Origin of the sequence: Pseudomonas sp. 5P_3.1_Bac2 (assembly GCF_025465995.1) — a bacterium.
Taxonomy (GTDB): Bacteria; Pseudomonadota; Gammaproteobacteria; order Pseudomonadales; family Pseudomonadaceae; genus Aquipseudomonas.
The window spans coordinates 31193-53396 of sequence record NZ_JANLNY010000024.1 but is presented as its reverse complement, the minus strand read 5'-3'; the positions used below and the strand labels follow the sequence as shown (position 1 = coordinate 53396).

Below are 22204 nucleotides of genomic sequence, written 5' to 3'. Positions count from 1 at the left end.
CTCGAAGGTGGCGCATTTAGACAGCAAAGGCTAAGCAGCACAGGGGCCAGATGCAGTGACGAGGTGGGCCAATCGGCATGACAAATGGCGCCATGCCCAGGCCATACGCGTTATGCTGCGCAACCACGGTGTCAGCGCCCAACTGGCGCCGTCTGCGTTGACCACGCATGCCGTGCGTGGTGCTTAATGATCCGAGTCAGAGCCCTCCTGTTATGCCGCGGTTGAAGCTATTCGTCCTCAAGTTAATTGCCCTCATGCAACGTCACCCAGGGATGGTGGCGGCATTCGGTTTCGCCTCAGGCGTGGCCAGTTTTTTATTGGTGGAGCGCAAGGCCGAGTTGGCCAAAGTGCTGGCCTTGGTGCTGTTGATCAGTTGGTTATGGCTGACCCTGGAAAACACCCTGCGCGATCGTATCGCCAAGCGTTTTGGTTTTGTCTTGCCGCCGCCGGTGGTGCGCTACGCCACCCAGATGATTCACCAGGAGAGCCTGTTCTTCGTCCTGCCGTTTTTCTTTATCACCACCACCTGGAACAGCAGCCAGCTGCTGTTTAGCGGCTTGCTGGCCATTGCCGCGCTGATTTCCATCACCGATCCGCTGTACTACCGCTGGCTCGCACCCAAGCGCTGGCTCTACCTGACGTATCACAGCCTGACCCTATTCGCGGTGCTGCTGACCGCCTTGCCGGTTATCTTCAAGCTGACCACCAAACAGAGTTACGAACTGGCACTCGTGGTGGCCATGCTGCTGTCGCTGCCATCGATGTTTGCGGTGGTTAAGGTGCGGCGCTGGTGGCGCTGGTTGTTGCTGCTGACCCTGCCACTGGCCCTGGGCGCCAGCGGTTGGTGGCTGCGTGCCTGGGTGCCGCCAGCGACCTTGTGGCTGAATGAAGTGGCGATCAGCCAACAGTTCGATAACCGCTTGCGCATGCCCGGCTCCACCCTGGAGCACCTGACCCTGGCGGAGCTGCAAAGCCAAGGCCTGTATGCCTACACCGCGATCAGTGCACCACGGGGCTTGAATGAGCGGATTTACCACGTCTGGCGCTATGAAGGCCGCGAGATAGATCGCATCGCTTTGGACATTCACGGCGGGCGCAAGGAAGGCTATCGGGCCTGGACGCACAAGCAAAAATTCCCCCAAAACGCCGTGGGCGACTGGCAAGTGCAAGTGGTGACAGAAGCCGGGCAAATGATCGGCGTCCTGCGCTTCCAAGTGGAGTAACGCCGTCTGGGGTCAGCCGGCGGCGGCTAACCCCAGACCTTACTCAGGCGAAGAACCAGTAGCACACGCTAATGGCCGCCACCACGCCGGCGAGTTCGGCCAGCAGTGCACAGCCCACGGCATGCCGCACGCGCTGGATGCCGACGGCGCCGAAGTACACCGCCAGCACATAGAAGGTGGTTTCCGTGCTGCCCTGAATGGTCGCCGCCACCAGCGCCGGGAAGCTGTCGACCCCCTGATTCTGCATAGTCTCGATCAGCATGGCGCGTGCGGCGCTACCGGAGAACGGCTTCACCAAAGCCGTAGGCAAGGCATCGACAAAGCGCGTGTCCCAGCCGAGGAATTCGATCAGCCAACGGATGCCATCCAGACCAAACTCCAAGGCTCCGGAGGCGCGCAATACGCCGACGGCGCAGAGCATGGCGACCAGATACGGCAGCAGACTCTTGGCCACGTCGAAGCCCTCTTTGGCGCCCTCGACGAACTCTTCGTAGACCTTCACCTTGCGCAAATAGCCGAGCAGCAAAAACAGCATGATGATGCCGAACAGGGTCAGGTTGCCCAGCAGCGACGACAGCGCCGTCAAAGCCGTGGCCGACAGGCTGCCCAGCAAGGCCATAAAGCCGCCCAACAGCAACGCGCCAGGCAGTAAATAGGCCAGCACCACGGGGTCCCACACGCGCAAACGCTGCATGACCGCCACCGACAACAGGCCAACCAAGGTCGAGGCGCTGGTGGCCAGCAAGATCGGCAAAAACACCATGGTCGGATCAGGTGCGCCCTGCTGCGCCCGGTACATAAAGATGGTCACCGGCAACAGGGTCAGCGAGGAGGCGTTAAGCACCAGAAATAAGATCTGCGCGTTAGTCGCGGTGTGCGGCAGCGGGTTGAGTTCTTGCAGAGCGCGCATGGCCTTCAAACCAATCGGCGTGGCGGCGTTGTCCAAACCCAGACCATTGGCGGCAAAGTTCATGGTGATCAAACCCAGCGCCGGATGGCCGCGCGGCACCTCCGGCATCAGGCGGGCAAACAACGGGCCGAGCACGCGCGCCAGCAAGTTAACCAGACCGGCCTTGTCGGCGATGCGCAACATGCCCATCCACAGGGTCAGGGTGCCGAACAGCAGCACCATCACCTCAACCGACAGCTTGGCCATGGTGAATAGACTTTCCACCATGGCGGCAAACACCGCTGGATCATCACCCAGCAACCAGCGTGACAGGCCAGCAATAGCCGCCACCAAGAAAAATCCAAACCACAAGCCGTTAAGCATGCTGCCTCTCCGCCCAATCAATCGGCGGATGATAGCGCGGCCGAGCGCTGCAGGTCGCGCACTGGCCGTTTAATCGACGATTAAGCGACTCGACCGCCCGCGGCGCTGGTTAATACCAGTTCGGATCGCTCTTCAGTTGCTCCTCAAGGATCTGCTGGACCCGCTCATCCGGCTCGCCTAACCAACGCAACGTGGCGTGTTGGCTCGGCGCGCGGTCAGTGGGTAAACCATCCGGCAGCTGTACCCACAGCGCATAGGCGTGGCTCTTGTCCCAGGTAAAGGCGACGTAGAGGCGCTGATTAAAGCAGTTGTGCTGCTCGCAGATCTGCCCGACCAGGTACTTATCGCCCTTGTCGTCGATGGCCTGGGTCGGCGTCGAGGTGCCGTCCAGATTGATCACCCAGTCAGGCAGACGCGCCTCGTCCTTGAGCACGTCGCGCCAAGCGTCTTTGTACTCGGCGTTACTCATCAGCTCCGGGACACGTAATTGGCCATCCGTATTGGCAGCCAAGGCCGCTGCACTACCGCTCAGCAACAATGCGGCGAGCAGCGTCTTGAGATAAGTCATTGCAACTCCTTACCTAGATTAGGGCTAACGGGGGCGACGGCCCATGATGAACGACACCACAAACAGCACCAGAAAGATGATGAAGAGGATCTTGGCGATCCCGGTGGCGGCCCCGGCGATGCCGCCAAAGCCCAGTACCGCAGCGATGATGGCAATGATCAGAAAGGTAATAGCCCAACTCAGCATGGTGGATCTCCTTGTACTTAACGTACTTAGCGTGATGCGCCGCAGCGCGTAGGGACTGCCGTAATGCCAAAGCAACCGGCACCGGCAAGGGTCAGCGCAAGCTACCCAGGGCGCTCCTTGCGCCACTGCTGTAACCGCACCGCAAGTTGCGGCTCAAGCCGAGCCCTAGCCCTTAATTCTAGACCGCCTAGCAGGCCTAGAAAGTTCCTGAGCTCGCCACTCGTCGCGACTTTGTAGGATTGTTCGCAATGGCCGTGCCAGCTTATTAATCTAAATATTTACTTTAATTATCAATAGCTTACCCATAATCAAAAAGCCCAACCAACGTGCAGCTTGCATGATCAGCGCTGACAAGCCGTGCAACTTGCATGACCCCACACGGACTAACCTTGTGCATTCAAACAAGGAGACAGGTATGCCGAAAAAAGCCGAGGAGCCGACTCTTGGGCGCATCCTGCTGGTGGATGACGAGCCGGCAATTTTGCGCACGTTTCGCTATTGCCTGGAGGATCAGGGCTATCAAGTCAGCTGCGCCAACGGCCCGAACCAGGCCGAAGCCCTGTTGCAGCGGCAAGTCTATGGTCTGTGCTTTTTAGACCTGCGCTTAGGCGATGACGACGGCCTTGAACTGCTGGCCAAGATGCGCGTGCAAGCCCCGTGGATGCGCGTGGTGATCATCACCGCGCTGTCGGCCATCGATACCGCCGTGGATGCCATCCAGGCCGGTGCCGCCGACTATCTGCTCAAACCATGCAGCCCAGAACAACTGCGGCAAGTGGCGGCCAAGCAACTGCAAGCCCTGCAAGTTATCGACCGCCTTGAGCGCCTGGATCACACCGCGCGCCAAGCCAGCGATGGTCTGGATTCGCAAAGCCCACACCTGATGAGCGTGCTGGAAACCGCCCGGCAAGTGGCCGGCACCGACGCCAATATTCTGATCCTTGGCGAGTCCGGCACCGGTAAAGGTGAACTGGCCCAAGCGATCCACCGCTGGAGCAAACGCGCCGCGAAATCCTGCGTCACCATCAATTGCCCGTCGCTCAGCCCCGAGCTGATGGAAAGCGAGCTGTTCGGGCATAACCGCGGCGCCTTTACCGGCGCCAGCGAGAGCACGCTGGGCCGGGTTAATCAGGCCGATGGCGGCAGCTTGTTCCTCGATGAAATCGGCGATTTTCCCCTCGCTCTGCAACCCAAGTTGTTGCGTTTTATCCAGGACAAACACTACGAGCGGGTCGGCGATGCCGTAACCCGTCAGGCCGACGTGCGCATCCTCGCCGCGACCAACCTTGATCTGGATGACATGGTCCGCCAGGGCCGCTTCCGCGAGGATTTGCTCTATCGCCTCAACGTCATCACCCTGACCTTGCCGCCGCTGCGCGAACGCCGTGAAGACATCCTCGATCTGGCCGAACGCTTTCTCGCCCGCTTTGTGCTGGAGTACGAGCGCCCGGCGCGGCAGTTCAGCGACGAGGCCAAAAGCGCCCTGCTCAACTACCCATGGCCGGGCAACATTCGCGAGCTGCGTAACGTCATCGAGCGCGCCAGCATCATTTGCAGCGATGAGCAGATCGAGCTGAGCCACCTGGGCCTGCGCGCCAACCCAGTCGGGGCGGCGCCGCAAGTCGGTCAGCAGCTGAGCCTAGAGGCGCTGGAGAAAGCCCACATCAGTGCGGTCATGGCCAACAGCAGCAGCCTCGATCAGGCGGCGAAAACCCTCGGCATCAACACCTCGACGCTGTATCGCAAACGCAAACAGCTCAGCCTGTGAGGCGCGGGTGAGCGGGGCCCGTCAATGAAGCTGCGCAGCCGTTTGTTTCTCGGCAGCAGCGCCCTGCTCACCGTGGCCTTGGCCGGCCTGCTGCTGGGCATCATCGGCGTGGTGCAACTGACCAAGGCGCAAAACCAAAGCATCGCGCGCAATTTGCAGATCCTCGATGCGGCCATGGTCATGAGCCAATCCCTCAGCCAGCAAGTGATGTTATTGCTGGCTGAGGACCTCAATCGCCCGGCGCTCCAACGCGCCAGCGGGCAATTCGATCAAGCCCTGCATAGCCTGCAACAACTGGCCCGCACTGGCGCCGAGCACCAGGCCATCGGCGATGTGGAGGCCACTTACCAAGCCTTTTCCGGGCTCTTGAGTAAGCCCTACACGCTGCGCCGCGAACTGCTCAACAACGATGCCTTTGGCTTTTCCCTCGAAGCGCTGACCAGCCGTATCAACGCCATTCAAATGCGTTGCATCAATGCCGTGGAGCGTGAAGAGGCGCGCGGCCGCGAACGCGCCTGGATGGTCGCCAGCCTGCTCTGCCTCAGTGGTTTGGCCGTGTTGGTGATTGGCTTTAGCACCGCGCACAGTTTGGCCCGGCGCTTTGCCCAGCCGATTGAGACGCTGGCCAAAGCCGCCGATCAAATTGGCCAAGGCGACTTTGACGTTATCCTGCCGCGCAGCACCGTCACCGAGCTGACCGCCCTAAGCCAGCGCTTCGGCCTGATGGCCAGCGCCCTGCGTGATGTGAAAAACAGCGATGTGCAGGCCCTGCAAACGCAACAACAACGCTTGCAGGCGGTGCTCGACAGCATCAACGACGGATTGCTGATCGTCGACCGCGACGGCTGCATCGAACACTTCAACCCCCTCGCTCAGCGCCAACTAGGCTGGAGCGAGGCACAACTCGGGCAAAGCATCAGCCAGGCCCTGCCCCATCCCAAGGTCGTCGCGCAACTGCAGCAGGTGCTACAGGCGCAGCCGCTGGACCGCAGCCCAGATGATCTGACGGTGCAGATCGACGGTGAAAAACGCCTGCTGGCGTACAGTCTCTCTGGCGTCAGCGACAAGCAAGCGCAGGTGCTGTGTGCGGTGATGGTGCTGCGTGACGTTACCGAGCAGCGCGCCTTTGAGCGGGTGCGCAGCGAGTTTGTCTTGCGCGCCTCCCACGAGCTGCGTACCCCGGTGACGGGCATGCGCATGGCCTTTGCCCTGCTTCAGGAACGCCTGCACGTAGCGGCGCAATCGCGCGAGGCCGACTTGCTCAATACCGTTGATGAAGAGATGCAGCGCCTGCTGCGCCTGATCGATGACCTGCTCAATCTGTCGCGCTACCACAACGGCCTGCAAAGCTTGGAGCGCTTGCCCTGCGCCCTCGCCCCGTTGCTCCAGCAAGCGCAGCAACGCTTTGCCAATCAGGCCGCCGAGCTGGGCTTGAAGCTCAGTTGCAACCTGCAGGAACCGCTGCCTGAGCTGCTGCTCGACCACCTGCAAATCGAACGGGTGCTGGATAACCTGCTGGCCAATGCCTTACGCCACAGCAATCGTGGCGGCGAAGTGCGCTTGCACGCGCGCACCCTCGGCGACCGCGTGCTGATCAGCGTGCTGGATAGCGGCGAGGGCATTCCTTATCAGCAGCAAGAGCGGATCTTCGAGCCCTTTATTCAGGCCAGCCGCAAGAAAGGCGGCGCCGGGTTGGGCCTGGCTTTATGCAAGGAGATTGTGCAGCTGCATGGTGGCCAGATCGGGGTGCACTCTCAGGTCGGCCAGGGGGCGCAGTTTTATATCAGCCTGCCGCTGTAGTGGCTTATCACCACGACGAATGCTGATTGTCGCCTGGTGGTGGATTATCCACTCTGGATTTTTCTCACTGCGGAGTCGCCCATGCCAAGCATCAATCCCCGCCCAGAACAGCTGGCTGCATTCACTCAGCAACTGCCCGCCGAGGCGCCGCTGCTGATGCTCAACCTGCTGCGTTATCAAGACCAGGCGCAGTACCCGCAAGGCTCCGAGCACAGCGCCTGTAGCGGCCGCGAAGCTTACCGGCGCTACAGCCAAACCGCCTTGGCCAAGGTGCAGGGCGTCGGCGGTGAGGTGCAACTCATGGCTGCCGTGCAGCTCGCCTTGATTGCTCCCGCTGATGAGCAGTGGGACGAAGTGCTGCTGGTGCGCTACCCCAATAAAGCGGCGTTTCTCAGCATGCTGGCTGACCCGCAGTACCAGGCGGCCACCGTGCATCGCAGCGCAGCGCTGGCAGACTCTCGCCTGATTGCCAGCTTGCCGCACTAACTCAGCGCGGCATCTGCCCCAGCACGGCTAGCAGCGCGGCCGTTTGAGCATCCGGCTGGCCGTCGTAGCGAGCGGGCCGGTACTTCATCTGGAAGGCGGCGACAACGTTACGCGTGGCCTTGTCCAACTCGCCACTGCGCGGCACTTCATAGCCTTGGCGCGCCAGCTGTTCTTGGAACCACGCCACGCTGGGCAGGCTGGTAGCAAATAACTGCTGCTGGCGCGCCACCTTGCCGGCATCCGGCCACGGCATCAGGCCGGCATCGGCCAGCCGTTTCCAGGGGAACAGCGGGCCGGGGTCGGACTTGCGCTGCGGGGCGATATCGCTGTGAGCGATGATGCTGCCCGGCGGCAGATGATGGCGCTGCATGATGTCCTTGAGTAGCGGAATCAACGCATCGATCTGCGCCGGAGCGAAGGGCTGCCAGAAGCGGCCCCTGGGCGTGTCGTAGAAGCCTTGGTTAACCAGCTCAATGCCAATGCTATTGCCATTGAGCCAGGTGCGGCCCTGCCACTGGCTGACGCCGGCATGCCAGGCGCGGCGGTTCTCATCGACCAAACGATAGATAGTCGCCGGCGAGTCGCCGATCAGGTAATGGCTGCTCACATCGGTTTGCGTCAACAACTGCAAGGAGCGCGCGAAGTCTGCGGAGGTGTAGTGCAGCACGATGTACTGCACGCGGCTGTTCTGCCCTTTGGCGACATAGCTGTCATCAATGCGCAGGGCATTGCTACAGCCGGCCAGCAAGAGCAGCAGAGAAGTTAAAAAGACGGCTTTCATGGGGTGATATGCAACACGCTTTGCAGGTTATCCAGCAGCATGTCGACGCTGAGCATGATCAACAACATGCCCATCAGTCGCTCCACTGCGGTTAAACCACGAGGTCCGAGAAAACGTTGCAGGAACGATGCCTGCAACAAGATAAAGGCGGTCACTGCCCAGGCCAAAATCACTGCCAGGTACAGCTCCCAGAGCTGGCCCTCGTGAGTATTGCGCAGGGTCATCAGCACCGCCAGCGCCGAAGGTCCGGCCACCGCTGGCGTGGCCAACGGCACCAACATCGGCTCGCCATCCGGCACATCGCCCAATACCCCTTGCGGGCTGGGGAAGATCAAACGCATGGCGATCACGAACAAAATGATGCCGCCGGCAATCGCCGTGGCCTCGCGTGACAAGCCCAACGCGCTGAGCACTGTGTCGCCAAAGCTGAGGAACAGCAGCAGCAGAATTAAGGCAAACACCAACTCACGGGCGGCCACCCGTAAACGGCGCTCAGGCGGTACGTTTTTCAGTGCAGTGATAAAGATGGCGATGTTGCCGAATGGATCGGTGACCAGAAAGATCAGCACCGCCAGACTAAAGATTTCCATACCCACTCCTAATCAGGGGCGCAGAGTTTAGTGCTTCTGCCCCCCGCCGGGTGCACCGCTGGGCAAATAAGCCCCTACCTAGGCGCGCTGGCTATGAGCGCAGTGCTGGAACAAAGGGCGCGAGCGCGCCTCAGGCCAGCTCGATGCGATTACGCCCAGCGCGCTTGGCGCGGTACAGCGCCTGATCGGCACGCTCAAAAAATTTCTGCGCACTCTCGCTGAGACTGTAGCTACCGAGCCCGGCGGACAAGGTGATGACGATGCGCTCACCACGGAAGTGAAACGGGCACTGCGCAATCGCCTGCAATAAGTTCTGCAGCAACTGCTCACCACCGGCCAGGGGCGTGGAGGGAATCAGCAGAACAAACTCCTCACCGCCAAAACGGGCGATAAAGTCAGTGGCGCGCACCTGTTTTTGCAACTCAGTGGCGATGATCTTCAGTACCTTGTCACCGGCCAGGTGGCCGTAGCTGTCGTTGATCCGCTTGAAGTGGTCGATGTCCAGCACCGCCAGTAACAGCGGGTCGCCATAGCGTTTGCAGCGCGCGATCTCCAGCTCGATGCGCTCGTTCCAACCGGCGCGGTTGGCAAGGCCGGTCAGCGGATCAATCAGCGAGCGCTGGCGCTGCTCCTCCAAGTGCTCACGCACGGTCTGCGCCTCGCGCTCCATTTGCGCGACCTTTTCGGTCAACCCTTGCAGGCGCACAACCAGTTGTTCGTCGCGGCCGTCGTGTTGTTGCTGATGCTCGATCAGGCTGCCGAGCAGACCATCCAAACGCGTTTCCAGCGATTGCTTAAGGCTCGGCAGATCCACCGCATCCTGGACGCTGGCTTGTAAATCACTGACCTGATTACGCAGCTCTTGGTTAAAGCTGCGGGTACTGTGCAGCACCTCGCTATAGCCCTCATGGGCCTGGCTCAGGGTGCTGAGGAAAGGCTCGAGGCGGTGGTTAAGTTGCTGCAAATAATGGGCGAACTCATTACGGCCACTGTCGCTTACCGCCAGAACCAACACCGATAACTCATCCAGCACCGCGACCAACTCGTACCAGTTGAGCCCGCCCTGCACCCGTTGGCGCAGCACTTCGCCTTGCTCGGCATGGTGCTCGGGCAGATTCAGGTCATCCAGCAGGCTCAACAGGCTCTGACCGATATGCGGTGCCACCGTGCTATAGCCCGGCTCAGGCAACTCCGGCAGCGCATAGCTCGGATCAATCACCACCAGTTTCTCAATACCCTGCACCTGGGCGACAGGCTCCGCCTCGCTACTGAGGTTTTCCTCCACCGCCTCAGCCGTGTCGCCAGCAGCCTCAGAACTGCTCGGCACTGCTGCGCTCAGTTCAGACGCAGCGGCGTTGACCGAGGCCTCGGCTAGCGCCGGGGGTGGCGTGTCCAAGGCCGCAGCTGGTGTGGCCTCAACAGGCGGTGCTGGCGGTGCTGGCGGTGCTGGCGGTGCTGGCGGTGCTGGCGCAGTAAGCGGCGCGGCGGCCACGGGGTCAAGGCGGACTTCTCGCCCAGCGGCAAAAGAGTTGGGCGCAATCGCTGCCGTGTCTGTCGGCGCCGGCTCAGCCGCTGTGCTTAAGATCGTCTGTTTGCTGCCAAACAGGCGCTGCAACAGCCCCGGGCGCAGACTCACCTCGGTGCTGAGGCTGGCTAAGGTCTGCTGCTGTAAATGACTCAGCTCACTGAGCAAGGCTGGCATTTCCCGCGACTGCTTGGCCCGCTCATCGATGCGCTTGGCAAACTGCTTGAGGGCCTTACGCACTTCGTGTGGCGGCTCCAGAGCGAGCAGTTGATTGGCCAAACTGCTGACACCGGAGATGTTTTGCTCGATCCGCCCTTGGCGGCGCTTCTCCGAATCCAGCACGGCTTTTTCCAAACGCGGAATCAGCGCGGCCAAGCCGGCGTCAATGTCGTCGCGGCGCAAGATGTCGCGCAGCTCTTCCATGCATTGATCGACCATCTTGTCGCTGCCCTCGGCGGCCAGCGAACTGCGCACCAAGCCACGGCGCAACAGGTCCAGACGGGCCTGCCATAAGCGCTCCAGGTGTTCTTGCTGCTCAAGACTTGCGAGGTATTTGCTTTTCCAGCGCTGGACGTCGAGGGACATCGTCAATATCCAAGATTCAAGATCCGATTAGCATAGGCGTACCAGGAGTCTTGAGTGAAGTAGGCAGACGAATTTGTACAGCAACTGGCAAGTGGTCAGAAATCGCCGCCTGCACCACCTCGCAGCGTTCCAGGGCTAAATCTGCGCTGAGCAAAATGTGATCCAGGCATCGTTGCGGCTGCCAGCTGGGAAAGGTGGCAGCCACTTGCGGCGCCCACAAACCTAAGTCGCGCAGCGGTGAGTGCTGCAATAAATCGGTGGCATGGGTGTTCATATCGCCCATCAGGATGTGATGCCGATAACCCTGCAACACCTCACGGATATAGGCCAACTGCCGATTGCGCGCCCGCGCGCCCAACGCCAGATGCATCGACACCACGGCAATCGCCTCACTGCCCTCCCCCAACTGCAAGAGCATGGCGCCACGGCCCCTTGGCCCCGGCAGCGGATGGTCCTCCAGCAAAGTCGGGCGCAAACGACTGAGCAGACCATTGCTGTGCTGGGCCAGGCGCCCCAGATTGCGGTTGAGCTGCTGATACCAGTAGGGAAAGTCGCCGAGATGGGCGAGGTGCTCGACCTGATTGACGTAGCCCGAACGCAAGCTGCCGCCATCGACCTCCTGCAGGGCGACCAGGTCAAAGTCGCGCAGCAGCTCACCAATGCGTTGCAGGTTCGGCGCACGGCCGGCGTGGGGCAACACATGCTGCCAACTGCGGGTCAGGTAATGGCGATAGCGCTGGGTGCTGATGCCAACCTGAATATTGAAACTGAGAAGGCGTAAGGTGCCGTCATCAGGTCGCTGCAGATGCTGGGCAGCAGGATTGATCTGGCTCTGGTCCAGATCAATCTGCTTCGCGGGGCGGCGCCTAAGCATTTAGCCGCGCTGCCTGCGGTTTACTGCGCGGCACGCTCTTTAGCGATCAAGTGGTCAGCCACTTGCAGGGCTTCCTGCGGACCACCGGAGCTGCCGATATCGAAGCGGTACTTGCCGTTAACCACCAGGGTAGGTACGCCGGTGATCTGATAGGCCTGGGCCAGTTTCTTCGCCTTCTCAACTTGGCCCTTCACCGCGAAGGAGTTGTAAGTGCTAAGGAAGGCCGCTTTATCCACACCTTCACCGGCGAGGAAGTCAGCCATTTCCTCAGGGGATGCGAGTTTTTTGCCCTGAATGTGAATGGCGTCAAAAATCGCTTTGCGTACCTTGCCCTCGACGCCCATGGCTTCCAGGGTGATAAACATCTGACCGTGGATGTTCCACATGCCACCAAACATCGCCGGGATGTGTTTGAAGTTCACATCCTCCGGCAGCTTGGCGATCCAAGGATTGATGCTCTCTTCAAACTTGTAGCAATGCCCGCAGCCGTACCAGAACAGCTCAACCACTTCGATCTTGCCTGGCTGGGATACCGGCACGGGGTTACTCAGCTCAACATATTGCTTACCTGCCTCGATTGGCTCGGCTTGAGCGGTCAAAGCAAACAGGCTGGCAGTGACCATGGCGGCACTGAGGATCAGGTTACGCATGCAAGACTCCTTGGCGATATCGGCGCTAGATAGCGAGTCGTGGTTCGACTCAGCAGGCACAGTGAGGTTCCCTCATTGTAGCGATGCCCCGCACGAAAAAGGGCGGCCAAAGCCACCCTTTTTCATGTCAAAGCTTAACGCTCAGCGAGGATCAATGCAGACCCTGGATGTAGCTGGAAACGGCTTCGATGTCTTTGTTGCTCAGCTTAGCCGCGATGGAGCGCATGATCATGCTGTCGCCATCGTTGGTGCGGTTGCCTTCACGGAAGTCAGTCAGCTGTTTGCCGATGTACTGTGCGTGTTGGCCACCCAGTTTCGGGAAGCCAGCAGCGGCCAGACCAGCGCCGTTAGGCGAGTGGCAACCGATGCAAGCCGGCATGCCTTCTGGCAGTTTGCCGCCACGGAACAGCTCAGCGCCACGCGCTACCAGTTTCGGATCAGCTGCGCCGACGCTCATTTTCTGCTTGGAGAAGTAAGCGGCGATGTCTTGCAGGTCTTGCTCAGTGAGGTTGTCGAGCAGGCCGGTCATTTCCAGCACGGTACGGTTACCGTCCTTGATGTCCTTGAGCTGCTTGAGCAAGTAACGCTCACCTTGACCAGCTAGTTTAGGAAAGTTCGGTGCTGCGCTATTGCCATCTGGGTTATGGCAGGCGCCACATACTGCAACCTTACCCTGGCCGGCTTCAGCATTGCCTGCGGCATGTGCCAGGCCGGTGATGCCCAGGGTCAACAGCAGACTCACGATTACTTTGTTCATCAGCTAATCCAATTTACGGCTAAGAGAAATAGTTTATAAGCCGGGTTTACTCACTCATCAACTTGATGACAGCGTGGTAATCCTCGGCCGAGCAGTCCGTGCACAACCCACGCGGCGGCATCGCATTAAGACCATTGGTCACGCTCAGCACAAGGCCAGCACTACCTTTGGCCAAACGCGCCGCCCATGCAGCCTTGTCGCCACGCGCCGGGGCGTTTGGCATCTGCCCTTTATGGCATGCACCGCACGCACGTGCGAACACAGCTTCCGGGTCCTGCGCAGCCTCGGTGGACAACGAAAACACCAGTAAAGTGGCTGCACTCAGCGTTTTTATCATCAGATCGCCTCAAAACTGAGGTGAACGTACTGCTTCTACGGCAGATGGTCTGTCACTTTGCGCGCCCACTTCCTCAACTGCTTAAGGAGAAAGCGCACACAAAATCTGCGTCATTATATACTGGCGTCATTGAAACGGAAACGACGCTGCTCGCTGAGCTATAGACCTACTGGCAAGCTGCGCGCTTATGTCGCAAGGGCAATCGCCTGTAATCCACCCTACGCCCGCCCACGGATACCCCAATGCAACCCAAGAACCCGATCATCGGCCTGTGCCAACAGGCCAGCTTTCTTATTAGCGCGGCCAAAGTCGAGCAATGCCCGGATGACTTCGGCCATGAGGTCGCCTTTGCCGGCCGCTCCAACGCCGGTAAATCCAGCGCCCTGAACACCCTGACCCATGCCAGCTTGGCGCGCACCTCGAAGACGCCAGGGCGCACGCAACTGCTCAACTTCTTTAAGTTGGATGACGAGCGGCGCCTGGTCGACTTGCCCGGCTATGGCTACGCCAAGGTGCCAATTCCGCTTAAACTGCACTGGCAGAAGCACCTTGAGGCCTACCTCGGCAGCCGTGAAAGCCTGCGCGGGTTGATCCTGATGATGGACATTCGCCATCCCCTGACTGAGTTCGATGAGCTGATGCTCGACTGGTCCATTGCCAGCCAGATGCCCATGCACATCCTGCTGACCAAGGCCGACAAACTGGCCTTCGGCGCGGCCAAGAACGCCCTGCTCAAAGTGCAGCAAGACATCCGCAAGCGCTGGGGCGATCACGTTTCCATCCAGCTGTTCTCCGCACCTAAGCGCATGGGCATCGAAGAAGCCCAAGGCGTGCTGGCGCAGTGGTTGCGTCTGGGTGAGTTCGCTGAGGCTGGCGAACCAGTCGACGAGGAATAACCGCGCGGGCGGTTTTGCTGCAGGCAAAAAAAACCCCGGACCTCTTATGGGGAGGGAAGTCCGGGGTTTAAGAATCTGAACCGCTAGGGCGGGGTTCAGATGTCTGCCAACACTTAACACAACAAAGGAGCATCGAAAGGCTTTGCGGGCCATTCGTAAACTCTGACCGAGCGTAGGACGATAAAGTTCATTAGAACTTTGCAATCAATTGGCGATAAGCGCCCGCTCGTCCCCTGCTAAAGCTATGTAACGCTTGACCTTTCCAGCGTTAACGCCTCTAGCTCGGGGCTTTGCTGTGGATCAGTGGGCCTCATCCCAGTTGTCACCTACACCCACCTCAACCAACAACGGCACGTCCAATTCGGCGGCGTTGCCCATCAGCGGCTTGATCTGCTCGCTGACTTGCGCGACTAAGTCCTCGCGCACCTCTAGCACCAGTTCGTCGTGCACTTGCAGGATCACCCGGGCGTCGAGGCCCGAGCTCGCCAGCCAGTTATCCACAGCCACCATGGCGCGCTTGATGATGTCGGCCGCGGTGCCTTGCATGGGTGCGTTAATCGCGGTGCGCTCGGCACCTTTACGCAGCGCCGGGTTCTTCGCGTGGATATCCGGCAGATACAGGCGCCGGCCAAACAGGGTCTCGACATAGCCCTGCTGCGAAGCTTGCTCGCGGGTGCGCTCCATATAGGCCTGCACCCCCGGATAGCGGGCGAAGTAGACATCGATATAGGCCTGCGCCTGTTTACGATCACAGCCAATTTGCTTGGCCAGACCAAAGGCGCTCATGCCGTAAATCAGGCCGAAGTTGATCGCCTTGGCGCTGCGCCGCTGGTCGCTGCTGACCTGCGCCAGAGGCACCTCGAACACCTCGGCGGCCGTGGCTTTGTGCACGTCCTCACCCTGGCGGAAGGCCTTCAGCAAGCTTTCGTCCTTGGCCAGGTGGGCCATGATGCGCAGCTCGATTTGCGAATAGTCCGCCGCCAACAGCTTGTAGCCTTTAGGCGCGACGAACGCCTGGCGAATGCGCCGGCCTTCAGCGGTGCGGATTGGGATGTTCTGCAGGTTCGGATCAGTCGAGGACAACCGACCAGTGGCCGCCACCGCTTGGTGATAGCTGGTGTGGATGCGCCCGGTGCGCGGGTTGATCTGCTCCGGCAGGCGATCGGTGTAGGTGCTCTTGAGCTTGCTCAGGCTGCGGTACTGCATCAGCACCTTGGGCAACGGATAATCCTGCTCGGCCAGTTCGGCCAACACCGCCTCAGCGGTGGACGCCTGACCTTTAGCCGTCTTGCTCAGCACCGGCAGGCCGAGTTTTTCGTAGAGAATCACCCCCAACTGCTTGGGTGAAGCCAGGTTGAACTCCTCGCCGGCGATGGCGAAGGCTTCACGCTCCAGCGCCACCAGCTTCTCGCCCAACTCCTGACTTTGCAGGCCGAGCAAGTTGGCATCAACCAGCGCACCCTGCCGCTCGATGCGCGCGAGCACCGGCACCAGCGGCATGTCGATCTCTTGCAGCACCTTGGCCAGGCTCGGCACCGCGCTGAGTTTGGCCCACAGGTGTTGATGCAGGCGCAGGGTGATATCGGCGTCTTCGGCGGCATAGGGCGCGGCCTGTTGCAGCTCGATCTGATCGAAGGTCAGCTGCTTGGCGCCTTTGCCGGCGATGTCTTCGAAGCGAATGGTGCTGTGGTCCAGGTACTTCAGCGCCAGGCTGTCCATATCGTGGCGGGTGGCGGTGGAATCGAGCACATAGCTTTCCAGCATGGTGTCGAAATCCATGCCCTGCACATAGACAGGCGTACTGGCATTGGCCAGGATGTTCATGTCGTATTTGCCGTGCTGGCCAACCTTCGGCTTATTCGGGTCTTCCAGAATCGGCTTGAGCGCCGTGAGCACCGCATCGCGGTCCAACTGCGCAGGCACGCCCATATAAGAGTGGGCAACGGGGATATACACCGCCTCGCCAGCCTTGACCGCAAACGACAGGCCGACCAACTGCGCCTGCTGCGCATCGAGGCCAGTGGTTTCGGTATCAAAGGCAATCAGTTCGGCGTTTTGCAGGGTGCTGACCCAAGCATCGAACTCGGCTTGTTCGAGAATGCAGCGGTAGTTGCCCGCATCTGGCGAAGTGGCATCAGCGCTGCTTGCCGTGCTGGCCTCATGACTCGTCGCCGAGGCGGCCGGCGCGCTGCCGGGCGCACTATGTTCTGGCCCGGCGCTCGGCGCCAGGGCGAACATATCTTCATGCACCGACTTGGCCGGCACCGCTGCCTTGGCCACTGGCTGACTGCGCAGCAACTGGTCACGCCAGCTTTTAAATTCCAACTCGGCGTACAAGTCCAGCAAGGCTGGCACGTCCTTCTCAGTCGGATGCAGGGCCTCGATCTCAATATCCAGCGGCACGTCGATTTTGATCGTCGCCAAGGCATAGGACAAATAAGCCATCTCGCGGTGTTCGGTGAGTTTGGCCGGCAGGGTTTTCGCCCCGCGAATCGGTAACTCCGGCACTTTATCCAAGTTGGCGTAGAGCACATCAAGGCCGCCGCCGACACCCACCAGCAGGCCCAACGCGGTTTTTTCACCCACGCCCGGCACGCCCGGAATGTTGTCGACCTTGTCGCCCATCAACGCCAGATAATCGATGATCAGCTCAGGACCGACACCGAATTTGGCTTTTACGCCATCGATGTCGTAGACGCTTCCTGTCATGGTGTTGACCAGCGTAACGTGCGGGCACACCAACTGCGCCATGTCCTTGTCGCCGGTGGAGATCACCACGTCACGGCCCAGTGCCGCGCACTGCCGGGCCAGGGTGCCGATAACGTCATCGGCCTCCACGCCTTCAACGCACAGCAGCGGGTAGCCCAGGGCCTTGACGCTGGCGTGCAGCGGCTCGATCTGCACCCGTAGGTCATCGGGCATGGACGGCCGGTTGGCTTTGTATTCGGCAAACATCTCATCGCGGAAGGTCCCGCCCTTGGCGTCGAACACCACCGCAAAGGGGCTGTCGGGATACTGTTTGCGCAAGCTCGTGAGCATGTTCAGCACGCCCTTCACCGCACCCGTGGGCAAGCCCTTTGAGGTGGTCAGAGGTGGCAGGGCATGGAAGGCGCGGTATAGGTAGGAAGAACCGTCCACCAGGACTAACGGTGCTTGACTCATGAGCAAGATCAACCTTTTCAGCTGAGGCGCAGCTAGAATAGCCGCACCATTGCAATCAAAGGGATAAGGGTAACATGCGCACACTCATTAGCTTGTTGTTGGCCAGCGTTCTCACCGCTGCATCGCTTAACGCTGTCGCAGAAGACCCCGTTAATGCCGATCCAGATGTAACCATCCGCCAGGACGGCGATCGCACCATCCATGAGTACCGCGTTAATGGTTTTCTCTACGCCGTTAAGGTCACCCCGAAAAATGGTAAGCCTTACTTCTTAGTACGGGCCGATGGCAGTGACGGCCAATTTGTTCGTTCGGACAGTCCGGATATGTTGATTCCGGCCTGGGAAATTTTCAGCTGGTAAGAAGGCAATTGTTGAATGTCGGTGTTTACCCCGCTTGCGCGCCCTGAGCTCGAAGCATTTCTCGCGCCCTATGGGCTGGGTCGTTTGGTTGATTTTCAAGGCATTGCCGCAGGCAGTGAAAACACCAACTTTTTTATCAGCCTGGAACAGGGTGAGTATGTCCTCACCCTGATCGAGCGGGGCCCTAGCGCCGACCTGCCGTTCTTTATCCAACTGCTCGACGTGTTGCACGACGCGGGCCTGCCAGTGCCCTATGCCATCCCCACCGGCACTGGCGAAGCGCTGCGCAGCCTGGCCGGCAAACCCGCCCTGCTGCAGCCGCGCCTAGCGGGCAAACACATCAGCAGCGCCCATGCCGAGCACTGCCGGCAAGTCGGCGAGCTGCTCGCGCATATCCATCTGGCCACCCGCGAAGCGCCGTTACCGCGCAAAAGCGATCGCGGCCTGGAGTGGATGCTCGAACAAGGACCGCTGCAAGCTGAGCACTTGGCCGCCCCCAGCGCGGCCTTGCTGCGCGCCGTACTGGGTGAAGTGCGCGCACTGCACACGGCCATCCGCGCACTGCCGCAAGCCAATCTGCATGCCGATATGTTCCGCGACAACGTGCTGTTTGATGGCAACCATCTGGCTGGGGTCATCGACTTCTATAACGCCTGCAGCGGGCCAATGCTCTATGACTTGGCCATTGCCTTAAACGACTGGTGTTCCCACCCAGACGGCAGCCTCGATACAGCGCGCGCCCAAGCCCTGCTCGGCGCCTATGCGGCGCAGCGGCCCTTTAGTCCCAGCGAAGTGGAGCTGTGGCCGGCCATGCTGCGTATTGCCTGCCTGCGCTTCTGGCTGTCGCGCTTGATCGCTGCCGAGTCGTTCGCTGGACAAGAAGTGCTGATCCACGACCCGGCAGAGTTTGAGCGGCGCCTGGCGCAGCGCCAGCAGGTCGCGCTGCACCTGCCCGTAGCGCTGTAGGGCCACTCAGAGCGAGTTGAGGCAGCCCGTCAACTCGCTCGCCAAGGTGCTGAGCATGGCCTCGTAGCCTCGCTCATCCATCTTCGCCGCACTGCCCATGGCGTCCAACTCGGCCAGTTTGACTGGCAGGCCGGCGGTCAGCGTTTCGGCCAAGCGCGGACGCAGCGGCGGCTCACTGAAGACACAGGTCGGACCTACCGCTTGCAAGCGCTCGCGCATAGCAGCCACATGCTGCGCGCCTGGCTGCACTTCACCGAGCACACTGAAGACCCCGGCGTGCTTGATGTCGTAAGCGCTCTCGAAATAGTCGTAGGCTTCATGGAAGACAAAGTACGGCTTGCCGTGCAGCGCTTGCAGTTGGCTGTGCAGACGCTGATCCAAGGCATCCAGACGCGTTGCAAAAGCCTCGGCGTTGGCCTGATAGCGGGCAGCATTCGCCGGGTCGGCTTGGGCCAGATCCGCCGCCATACGCTGGGCGATCACCCGGGCATTGGCCGGCAGTAACCACAGGTGAGCATCCAGGCTGCCGGGACGATGGTTATGGTCATGCTCATCGGCCGCGTCAGCCGGCGCCGCGTCGTGATCGTGATCGTGATCGTGATCGTGATCGGCGGCAGCCTGGCCACTGCCCTCGCCAAAGTGGCGCAGACTCATGCCTGGCAGATCCTGCACTGCCACGCTGGCCTTATCCCGCCCAGCCAGGACTCGCGGCAAGAAAGCTTCCATATCGGCCCCCACCCAATACAGCAGGTCGGCCTCGCGCACCCGCCGCACATCGGACGGTCTCAGTGCGTAGTTATGCGGCGACGCGCCAGGCGGCAGCAATACATCTGGCGTGCCCACGCCTTGCTGCACCGCAGCGGCAATCAGTTGTAATGGCTTGATGCTGGTCAGCAGTTTGACTTCGGCCTGGGCGCTGAAAGTCGCTAACAATAGGCAAACGGCGGAAAAAAGGCGCAAGACGGCAATACTCGAGCAGAGATGACGGGGTAATATAATAACGTCTCTCACCATAGCCGTCGCCGCCCATGAATCAAGCTCCCCTGGCTTCACGCCCCCACGACCACTCCCACTGCGTTTCCCACGCCCTGGCCGAGGCCGAGGCGCTGTGCGGGCGCCAAGGCCTGCGCCTGACCGCCCTGCGCAAACGCGTACTGGAGCTGGTGTGGCAGAGCCATAAGCCACTGGGCGCCTATGACATCCTCGGTGTCCTGAGTGAAGAAGACGGCCGCCGTGCCGCGCCACCGACCGTTTATCGGGCGCTGGACTTCCTCCTTGAGAACGGCCTGGTGCACCGCATCTCGTCGCTCAATGCCTTTGTGGGTTGCAGCCATCCGGAGCACGCCCACCAAGGCCAGTTCCTCATTTGCCGCAACTGCAACGCGGCAATTGAGCTGGAGCAGTCGGCCATCAGCGATGCCATCACCCGTTCGGCCAGCCAAGTCGGTTTTGCCGTGGAAGGCCAGACCGTCGAAGTGGTCGGCCTCTGCGCAGGCTGCCGGAAAGCCTCATGAGCAACGCGCTGATCGAACTTGAGCAGGTGGCCGTCAAACTGTCCGGGCAGACCGTGCTGCATGACGTCAAATTGCAGGTCAAACCCGGCGAGATCGTCACCCTGATCGGCCCCAATGGCGCCGGTAAAACCACCTTGGTCCGCGTCGTGCTCGGTCTGCTCAAGCCCGACCAAGGCCAGGTGCAGCGCAAGGCCAAACTGCGCGTCGGCTATATGCCGCAAAAACTGCATGTGGACGCCACCCTGCCGCTCTCGGTGCTGCGCTTTTTGCGCCTGGTGCCGGGGGTCAGCCGCGCCGATGTGCAAGCGGCGTTGGCCGAAGTGGGCGCGGCGAAGGTTATCGACAGCCCGCTGCAAAGCGTTTCCGGCGGAGAGCTGCAGCGCGTCCTGCTGGCCCGGGCGCTGCTGCGTAAGCCCGAGCTGCTGGTGCTGGATGAGCCGGTGCAGGGCGTCGATGTCGCCGGGCAAGCCGAGCTGTATCGCCTGATCACCCAGCTGCGTGACCGCTATGGCTGCGGCGTGCTGATGGTGTCCCACGATCTGCACTTGGTGATGAGTACGACCGATCAGGTGGTCTGCCTCAACCGTCACGTGTGCTGCTCGGGCCATCCGGAGCAAGTCAGTTTCGACCCAGCCTTTGTCGAACTGTTCGGCCAGGACGCCAAGAGCCTCGCCATCTACACCCACCACCATGACCACGCCCATGATTTGCACGGCGCGGTGGTCAACGATCCGGCTAACGGGCTGATCATCAAAGGCCCGCTTAAGCCCCATGTACACGGAGATGGCTGCAACCATGCCTGATTTTCTCCTCAACGCCCTGCTCGCCGGCTTAGCCCTGGCATTGGTAGCAGGGCCGCTGGGCTCTTTTGTGGTGTGGCGGCGCATGGCCTATTTCGGCGATACCCTGTCCCATGCCGCGCTGCTGGGTGTGGCCTTGGGGCTGATGCTGGATGTCAGCCCGACCCTGGCGGTCACCGTCGGCTGCGTACTGCTCGCGGCGTTGTTAGTCACCCTGCAAAGCCGTCAGCCACTGGCCTCCGATACCCTGCTCGGGATTCTTGCCCACAGCACCTTGTCCCTGGGCTTGGTGACCTTGAGCTTTATGAAGGATGTGCGCATCGACCTGATGGGCTATCTGTTTGGCGATTTACTGGCCGTAAGCCCTACGGATCTGGCCTGGATCATCGCCGGCAGCGCCTTGGTCCTAGTGCTGCTGGCCGTATTGTGGCGGCCCCTGCTGGCCATCACCGTGCATGAGGAACTGGCCAAGGTCGAAGGCCTGCCGGTAGCGGCCATCCGCCTGAGTCTGATGCTGCTGATTGCCGTGGTGATTGCCGTGGCGATGAAGATCGTCGGTGTGCTGCTGATCACCTCCTTGCTGATCATCCCGGCTGCGGCAGCCCAACGCCACGCTCGTACCCCCGAGCAAATGGCCCTGGGCGCCACACTCATCGGGATTATCGCGGTGTGCCTGGGCCTGAGCCTGTCGTGGTTTAAGGACACCCCGGCCGGGCCGTCGATTGTGGTCAGCGCCGCCGTGTTGTTCCTGCTCAGCTTCGCCTTGCCCAAACGCAGCGCCTGAAGCATTGGTACGGGCTGCTGACGCGGTGTAAACTTGCGCGTTTTTTGCACAACTCAACGCGCAAGTAGCCAGTTCGCGGACTTAGGCTGCCGCGTTAACGCAACAATACTGCGGCTTACAGCCCACTCTGCAAGACCGTTAGCAGCCCTGCGCCACGCTGGCTTGTCCGGCAATGCCCTGCCAGGTCCAACAGCTGACTCAGGGGCAGACTTTGCTCAATTCGCCCGCAGCGCTGGGCAAATCCCTGAATATAGAGGGCCCAGCGTTAGACCAAGGGCTGACTAGGGCCAGAGTTGCAGCGCTAACAGTGTTATTTAGCT

At 60.7% G+C, this 22204-nt stretch carries 22 protein-coding genes; 10 read left to right on the top strand and 12 right to left on the bottom strand.

Annotated elements, in window-relative coordinates:
• The first annotated feature begins 212 nt into the window (after positions 1 to 212).
• The gene (locus NTD81_RS15885; RefSeq protein ID WP_262183625.1) at positions 213 to 1223 is read left to right on the top strand and encodes a DUF2914 domain-containing protein; all 1011 of its coding nucleotides are present in this window, start codon (positions 213 to 215) and stop codon (positions 1221 to 1223) included.
• A gap of 43 nt (positions 1224 to 1266) precedes the next feature.
• Here NTD81_RS15885 and NTD81_RS15880 read toward each other — a convergent pair whose 3' ends face one another.
• From NTD81_RS15880 to NTD81_RS15870, 3 genes are all read right to left on the bottom strand, one after another.
• On the bottom strand, positions 1267 to 2496 hold the full coding sequence (locus tag NTD81_RS15880) for a nucleoside recognition domain-containing protein (RefSeq protein WP_262183624.1): 1230 nt from the start codon (positions 2494 to 2496) through the stop codon (positions 1267 to 1269).
• 109 nt (positions 2497 to 2605) lie between these two features.
• Positions 2606 to 3064: an inhibitor of vertebrate lysozyme family protein gene (locus NTD81_RS15875; RefSeq protein WP_262183623.1), complete on the bottom strand. Its 459-nt coding sequence runs from the start codon at positions 3062 to 3064 to the stop codon at positions 2606 to 2608.
• A gap of 24 nt (positions 3065 to 3088) precedes the next feature.
• On the bottom strand, positions 3089 to 3250 hold the full coding sequence (locus tag NTD81_RS15870) for a DUF1328 domain-containing protein (protein WP_262183622.1): 162 nt from the start codon (positions 3248 to 3250) through the stop codon (positions 3089 to 3091).
• A 415-nt stretch (positions 3251 to 3665) separates the two neighbouring features.
• Between NTD81_RS15870 and NTD81_RS15865 the strand changes: the two genes are divergently transcribed.
• From NTD81_RS15865 to NTD81_RS15855, 3 genes are all read left to right on the top strand, one after another.
• A complete protein-coding gene (locus NTD81_RS15865) occupies positions 3666 to 5018 on the top strand; it encodes a sigma-54-dependent transcriptional regulator (protein WP_262183621.1) in 1353 nt (450 codons plus the stop codon).
• A gap of 24 nt (positions 5019 to 5042) precedes the next feature.
• Entirely contained in the window at positions 5043 to 6818 is a 1776-nt protein-coding gene (locus tag NTD81_RS15860; RefSeq protein WP_262183620.1) for an ATP-binding protein, read from the top strand.
• An 81-nt stretch (positions 6819 to 6899) separates the two neighbouring features.
• Positions 6900 to 7304: a DUF1330 domain-containing protein gene (locus NTD81_RS15855; RefSeq protein WP_262183619.1), complete on the top strand. Its 405-nt coding sequence runs from the start codon at positions 6900 to 6902 to the stop codon at positions 7302 to 7304.
• Between the two features lies 1 nt (position 7305).
• Here NTD81_RS15855 and NTD81_RS15850 read toward each other — a convergent pair whose 3' ends face one another.
• The 7 genes from NTD81_RS15850 to NTD81_RS15820 form a co-directional block, all read right to left on the bottom strand.
• The gene (locus tag NTD81_RS15850) at positions 7306 to 8085 is read right to left on the bottom strand and encodes an N-acetylmuramoyl-L-alanine amidase (protein WP_262183618.1); all 780 of its coding nucleotides are present in this window, start codon (positions 8083 to 8085) and stop codon (positions 7306 to 7308) included.
• On the bottom strand, positions 8082 to 8675 hold the full coding sequence (locus NTD81_RS15845; protein WP_262183617.1) for a MarC family protein: 594 nt from the start codon (positions 8673 to 8675) through the stop codon (positions 8082 to 8084). Before NTD81_RS15845 ends, NTD81_RS15850 begins: the two co-directional genes overlap by 4 nt.
• 130 nt (positions 8676 to 8805) lie before the next feature.
• Positions 8806 to 10785 (bottom strand): GGDEF domain-containing protein, encoded by a 1980-nt coding sequence (locus NTD81_RS15840; RefSeq protein ID WP_262183616.1) that lies wholly within the window; start codon positions 10783 to 10785, stop codon positions 8806 to 8808.
• A 16-nt stretch (positions 10786 to 10801) separates the two neighbouring features.
• On the bottom strand, positions 10802 to 11659 hold the full coding sequence (locus tag NTD81_RS15835) for an endonuclease/exonuclease/phosphatase family protein (RefSeq protein WP_262183615.1): 858 nt from the start codon (positions 11657 to 11659) through the stop codon (positions 10802 to 10804).
• A gap of 20 nt (positions 11660 to 11679) precedes the next feature.
• The gene (locus tag NTD81_RS15830) at positions 11680 to 12309 is read right to left on the bottom strand and encodes a thiol:disulfide interchange protein DsbA/DsbL (RefSeq protein WP_262183614.1); all 630 of its coding nucleotides are present in this window, start codon (positions 12307 to 12309) and stop codon (positions 11680 to 11682) included.
• A 151-nt stretch (positions 12310 to 12460) separates the two neighbouring features.
• Positions 12461 to 13066, bottom strand: coding sequence for a c-type cytochrome (locus NTD81_RS15825; RefSeq protein WP_262183613.1), 606 nt, complete (start codon positions 13064 to 13066; stop codon positions 12461 to 12463).
• Positions 13067 to 13112: 46 nt separating this feature from the next.
• Positions 13113 to 13403 (bottom strand): c-type cytochrome, encoded by a 291-nt coding sequence (locus NTD81_RS15820; protein WP_262183612.1) that lies wholly within the window; start codon positions 13401 to 13403, stop codon positions 13113 to 13115.
• Between the two features lie 242 nt (positions 13404 to 13645).
• Between NTD81_RS15820 and yihA the strand changes: the two genes are divergently transcribed.
• Positions 13646 to 14299: a ribosome biogenesis GTP-binding protein YihA/YsxC gene (yihA, locus tag NTD81_RS15815; protein ID WP_262183611.1), complete on the top strand. Its 654-nt coding sequence runs from the start codon at positions 13646 to 13648 to the stop codon at positions 14297 to 14299.
• Positions 14300 to 14599: 300 nt separating this feature from the next.
• On the opposite strand, the gene polA is transcribed toward yihA, so the two are convergent.
• On the bottom strand, positions 14600 to 17461 hold the full coding sequence (polA, locus tag NTD81_RS15810; protein ID WP_262183610.1) for a DNA polymerase I: 2862 nt from the start codon (positions 17459 to 17461) through the stop codon (positions 14600 to 14602).
• Between the two features lie 74 nt (positions 17462 to 17535).
• Here polA and NTD81_RS15805 point away from each other — a divergent pair, with 74 nt between their 5' ends.
• Together NTD81_RS15805 and NTD81_RS15800 are read left to right on the top strand one after the other, a co-directional pair.
• Entirely contained in the window at positions 17536 to 17820 is a 285-nt protein-coding gene (locus NTD81_RS15805) for a DUF2782 domain-containing protein (protein ID WP_262183609.1), read from the top strand.
• A 15-nt stretch (positions 17821 to 17835) separates the two neighbouring features.
• Positions 17836 to 18786 carry a homoserine kinase gene (locus tag NTD81_RS15800; RefSeq protein ID WP_262183608.1) on the top strand — a complete coding sequence of 317 codons (951 nt, stop codon included), beginning with the start codon at positions 17836 to 17838 and terminating at the stop codon, positions 18784 to 18786.
• Positions 18787 to 18792: 6 nt separating this feature from the next.
• On the opposite strand, the gene znuA is transcribed toward NTD81_RS15800, so the two are convergent.
• Positions 18793 to 19800 (bottom strand): zinc ABC transporter substrate-binding protein ZnuA, encoded by a 1008-nt coding sequence (znuA, locus tag NTD81_RS15795; RefSeq protein WP_410017169.1) that lies wholly within the window; start codon positions 19798 to 19800, stop codon positions 18793 to 18795.
• A gap of 14 nt (positions 19801 to 19814) precedes the next feature.
• Here znuA and NTD81_RS15790 point away from each other — a divergent pair, with 14 nt between their 5' ends.
• From NTD81_RS15790 to znuB, 3 genes are read left to right on the top strand one after another with little or no spacing between them, the layout of a single operon-like run.
• The gene (locus tag NTD81_RS15790; RefSeq protein WP_262183606.1) at positions 19815 to 20300 is read left to right on the top strand and encodes a Fur family transcriptional regulator; all 486 of its coding nucleotides are present in this window, start codon (positions 19815 to 19817) and stop codon (positions 20298 to 20300) included.
• A complete protein-coding gene (gene znuC / locus NTD81_RS15785) occupies positions 20297 to 21103 on the top strand; it encodes a zinc ABC transporter ATP-binding protein ZnuC (protein WP_262183605.1) in 807 nt (268 codons plus the stop codon). The genes NTD81_RS15790 and znuC overlap by 4 nt, the downstream gene beginning before the upstream one ends.
• The gene (znuB, locus tag NTD81_RS15780) at positions 21096 to 21884 is read left to right on the top strand and encodes a zinc ABC transporter permease subunit ZnuB (RefSeq protein ID WP_262183604.1); all 789 of its coding nucleotides are present in this window, start codon (positions 21096 to 21098) and stop codon (positions 21882 to 21884) included. The genes znuC and znuB overlap by 8 nt, the downstream gene beginning before the upstream one ends.
• The last annotated feature ends 320 nt before the right edge of the window (positions 21885 to 22204 follow it).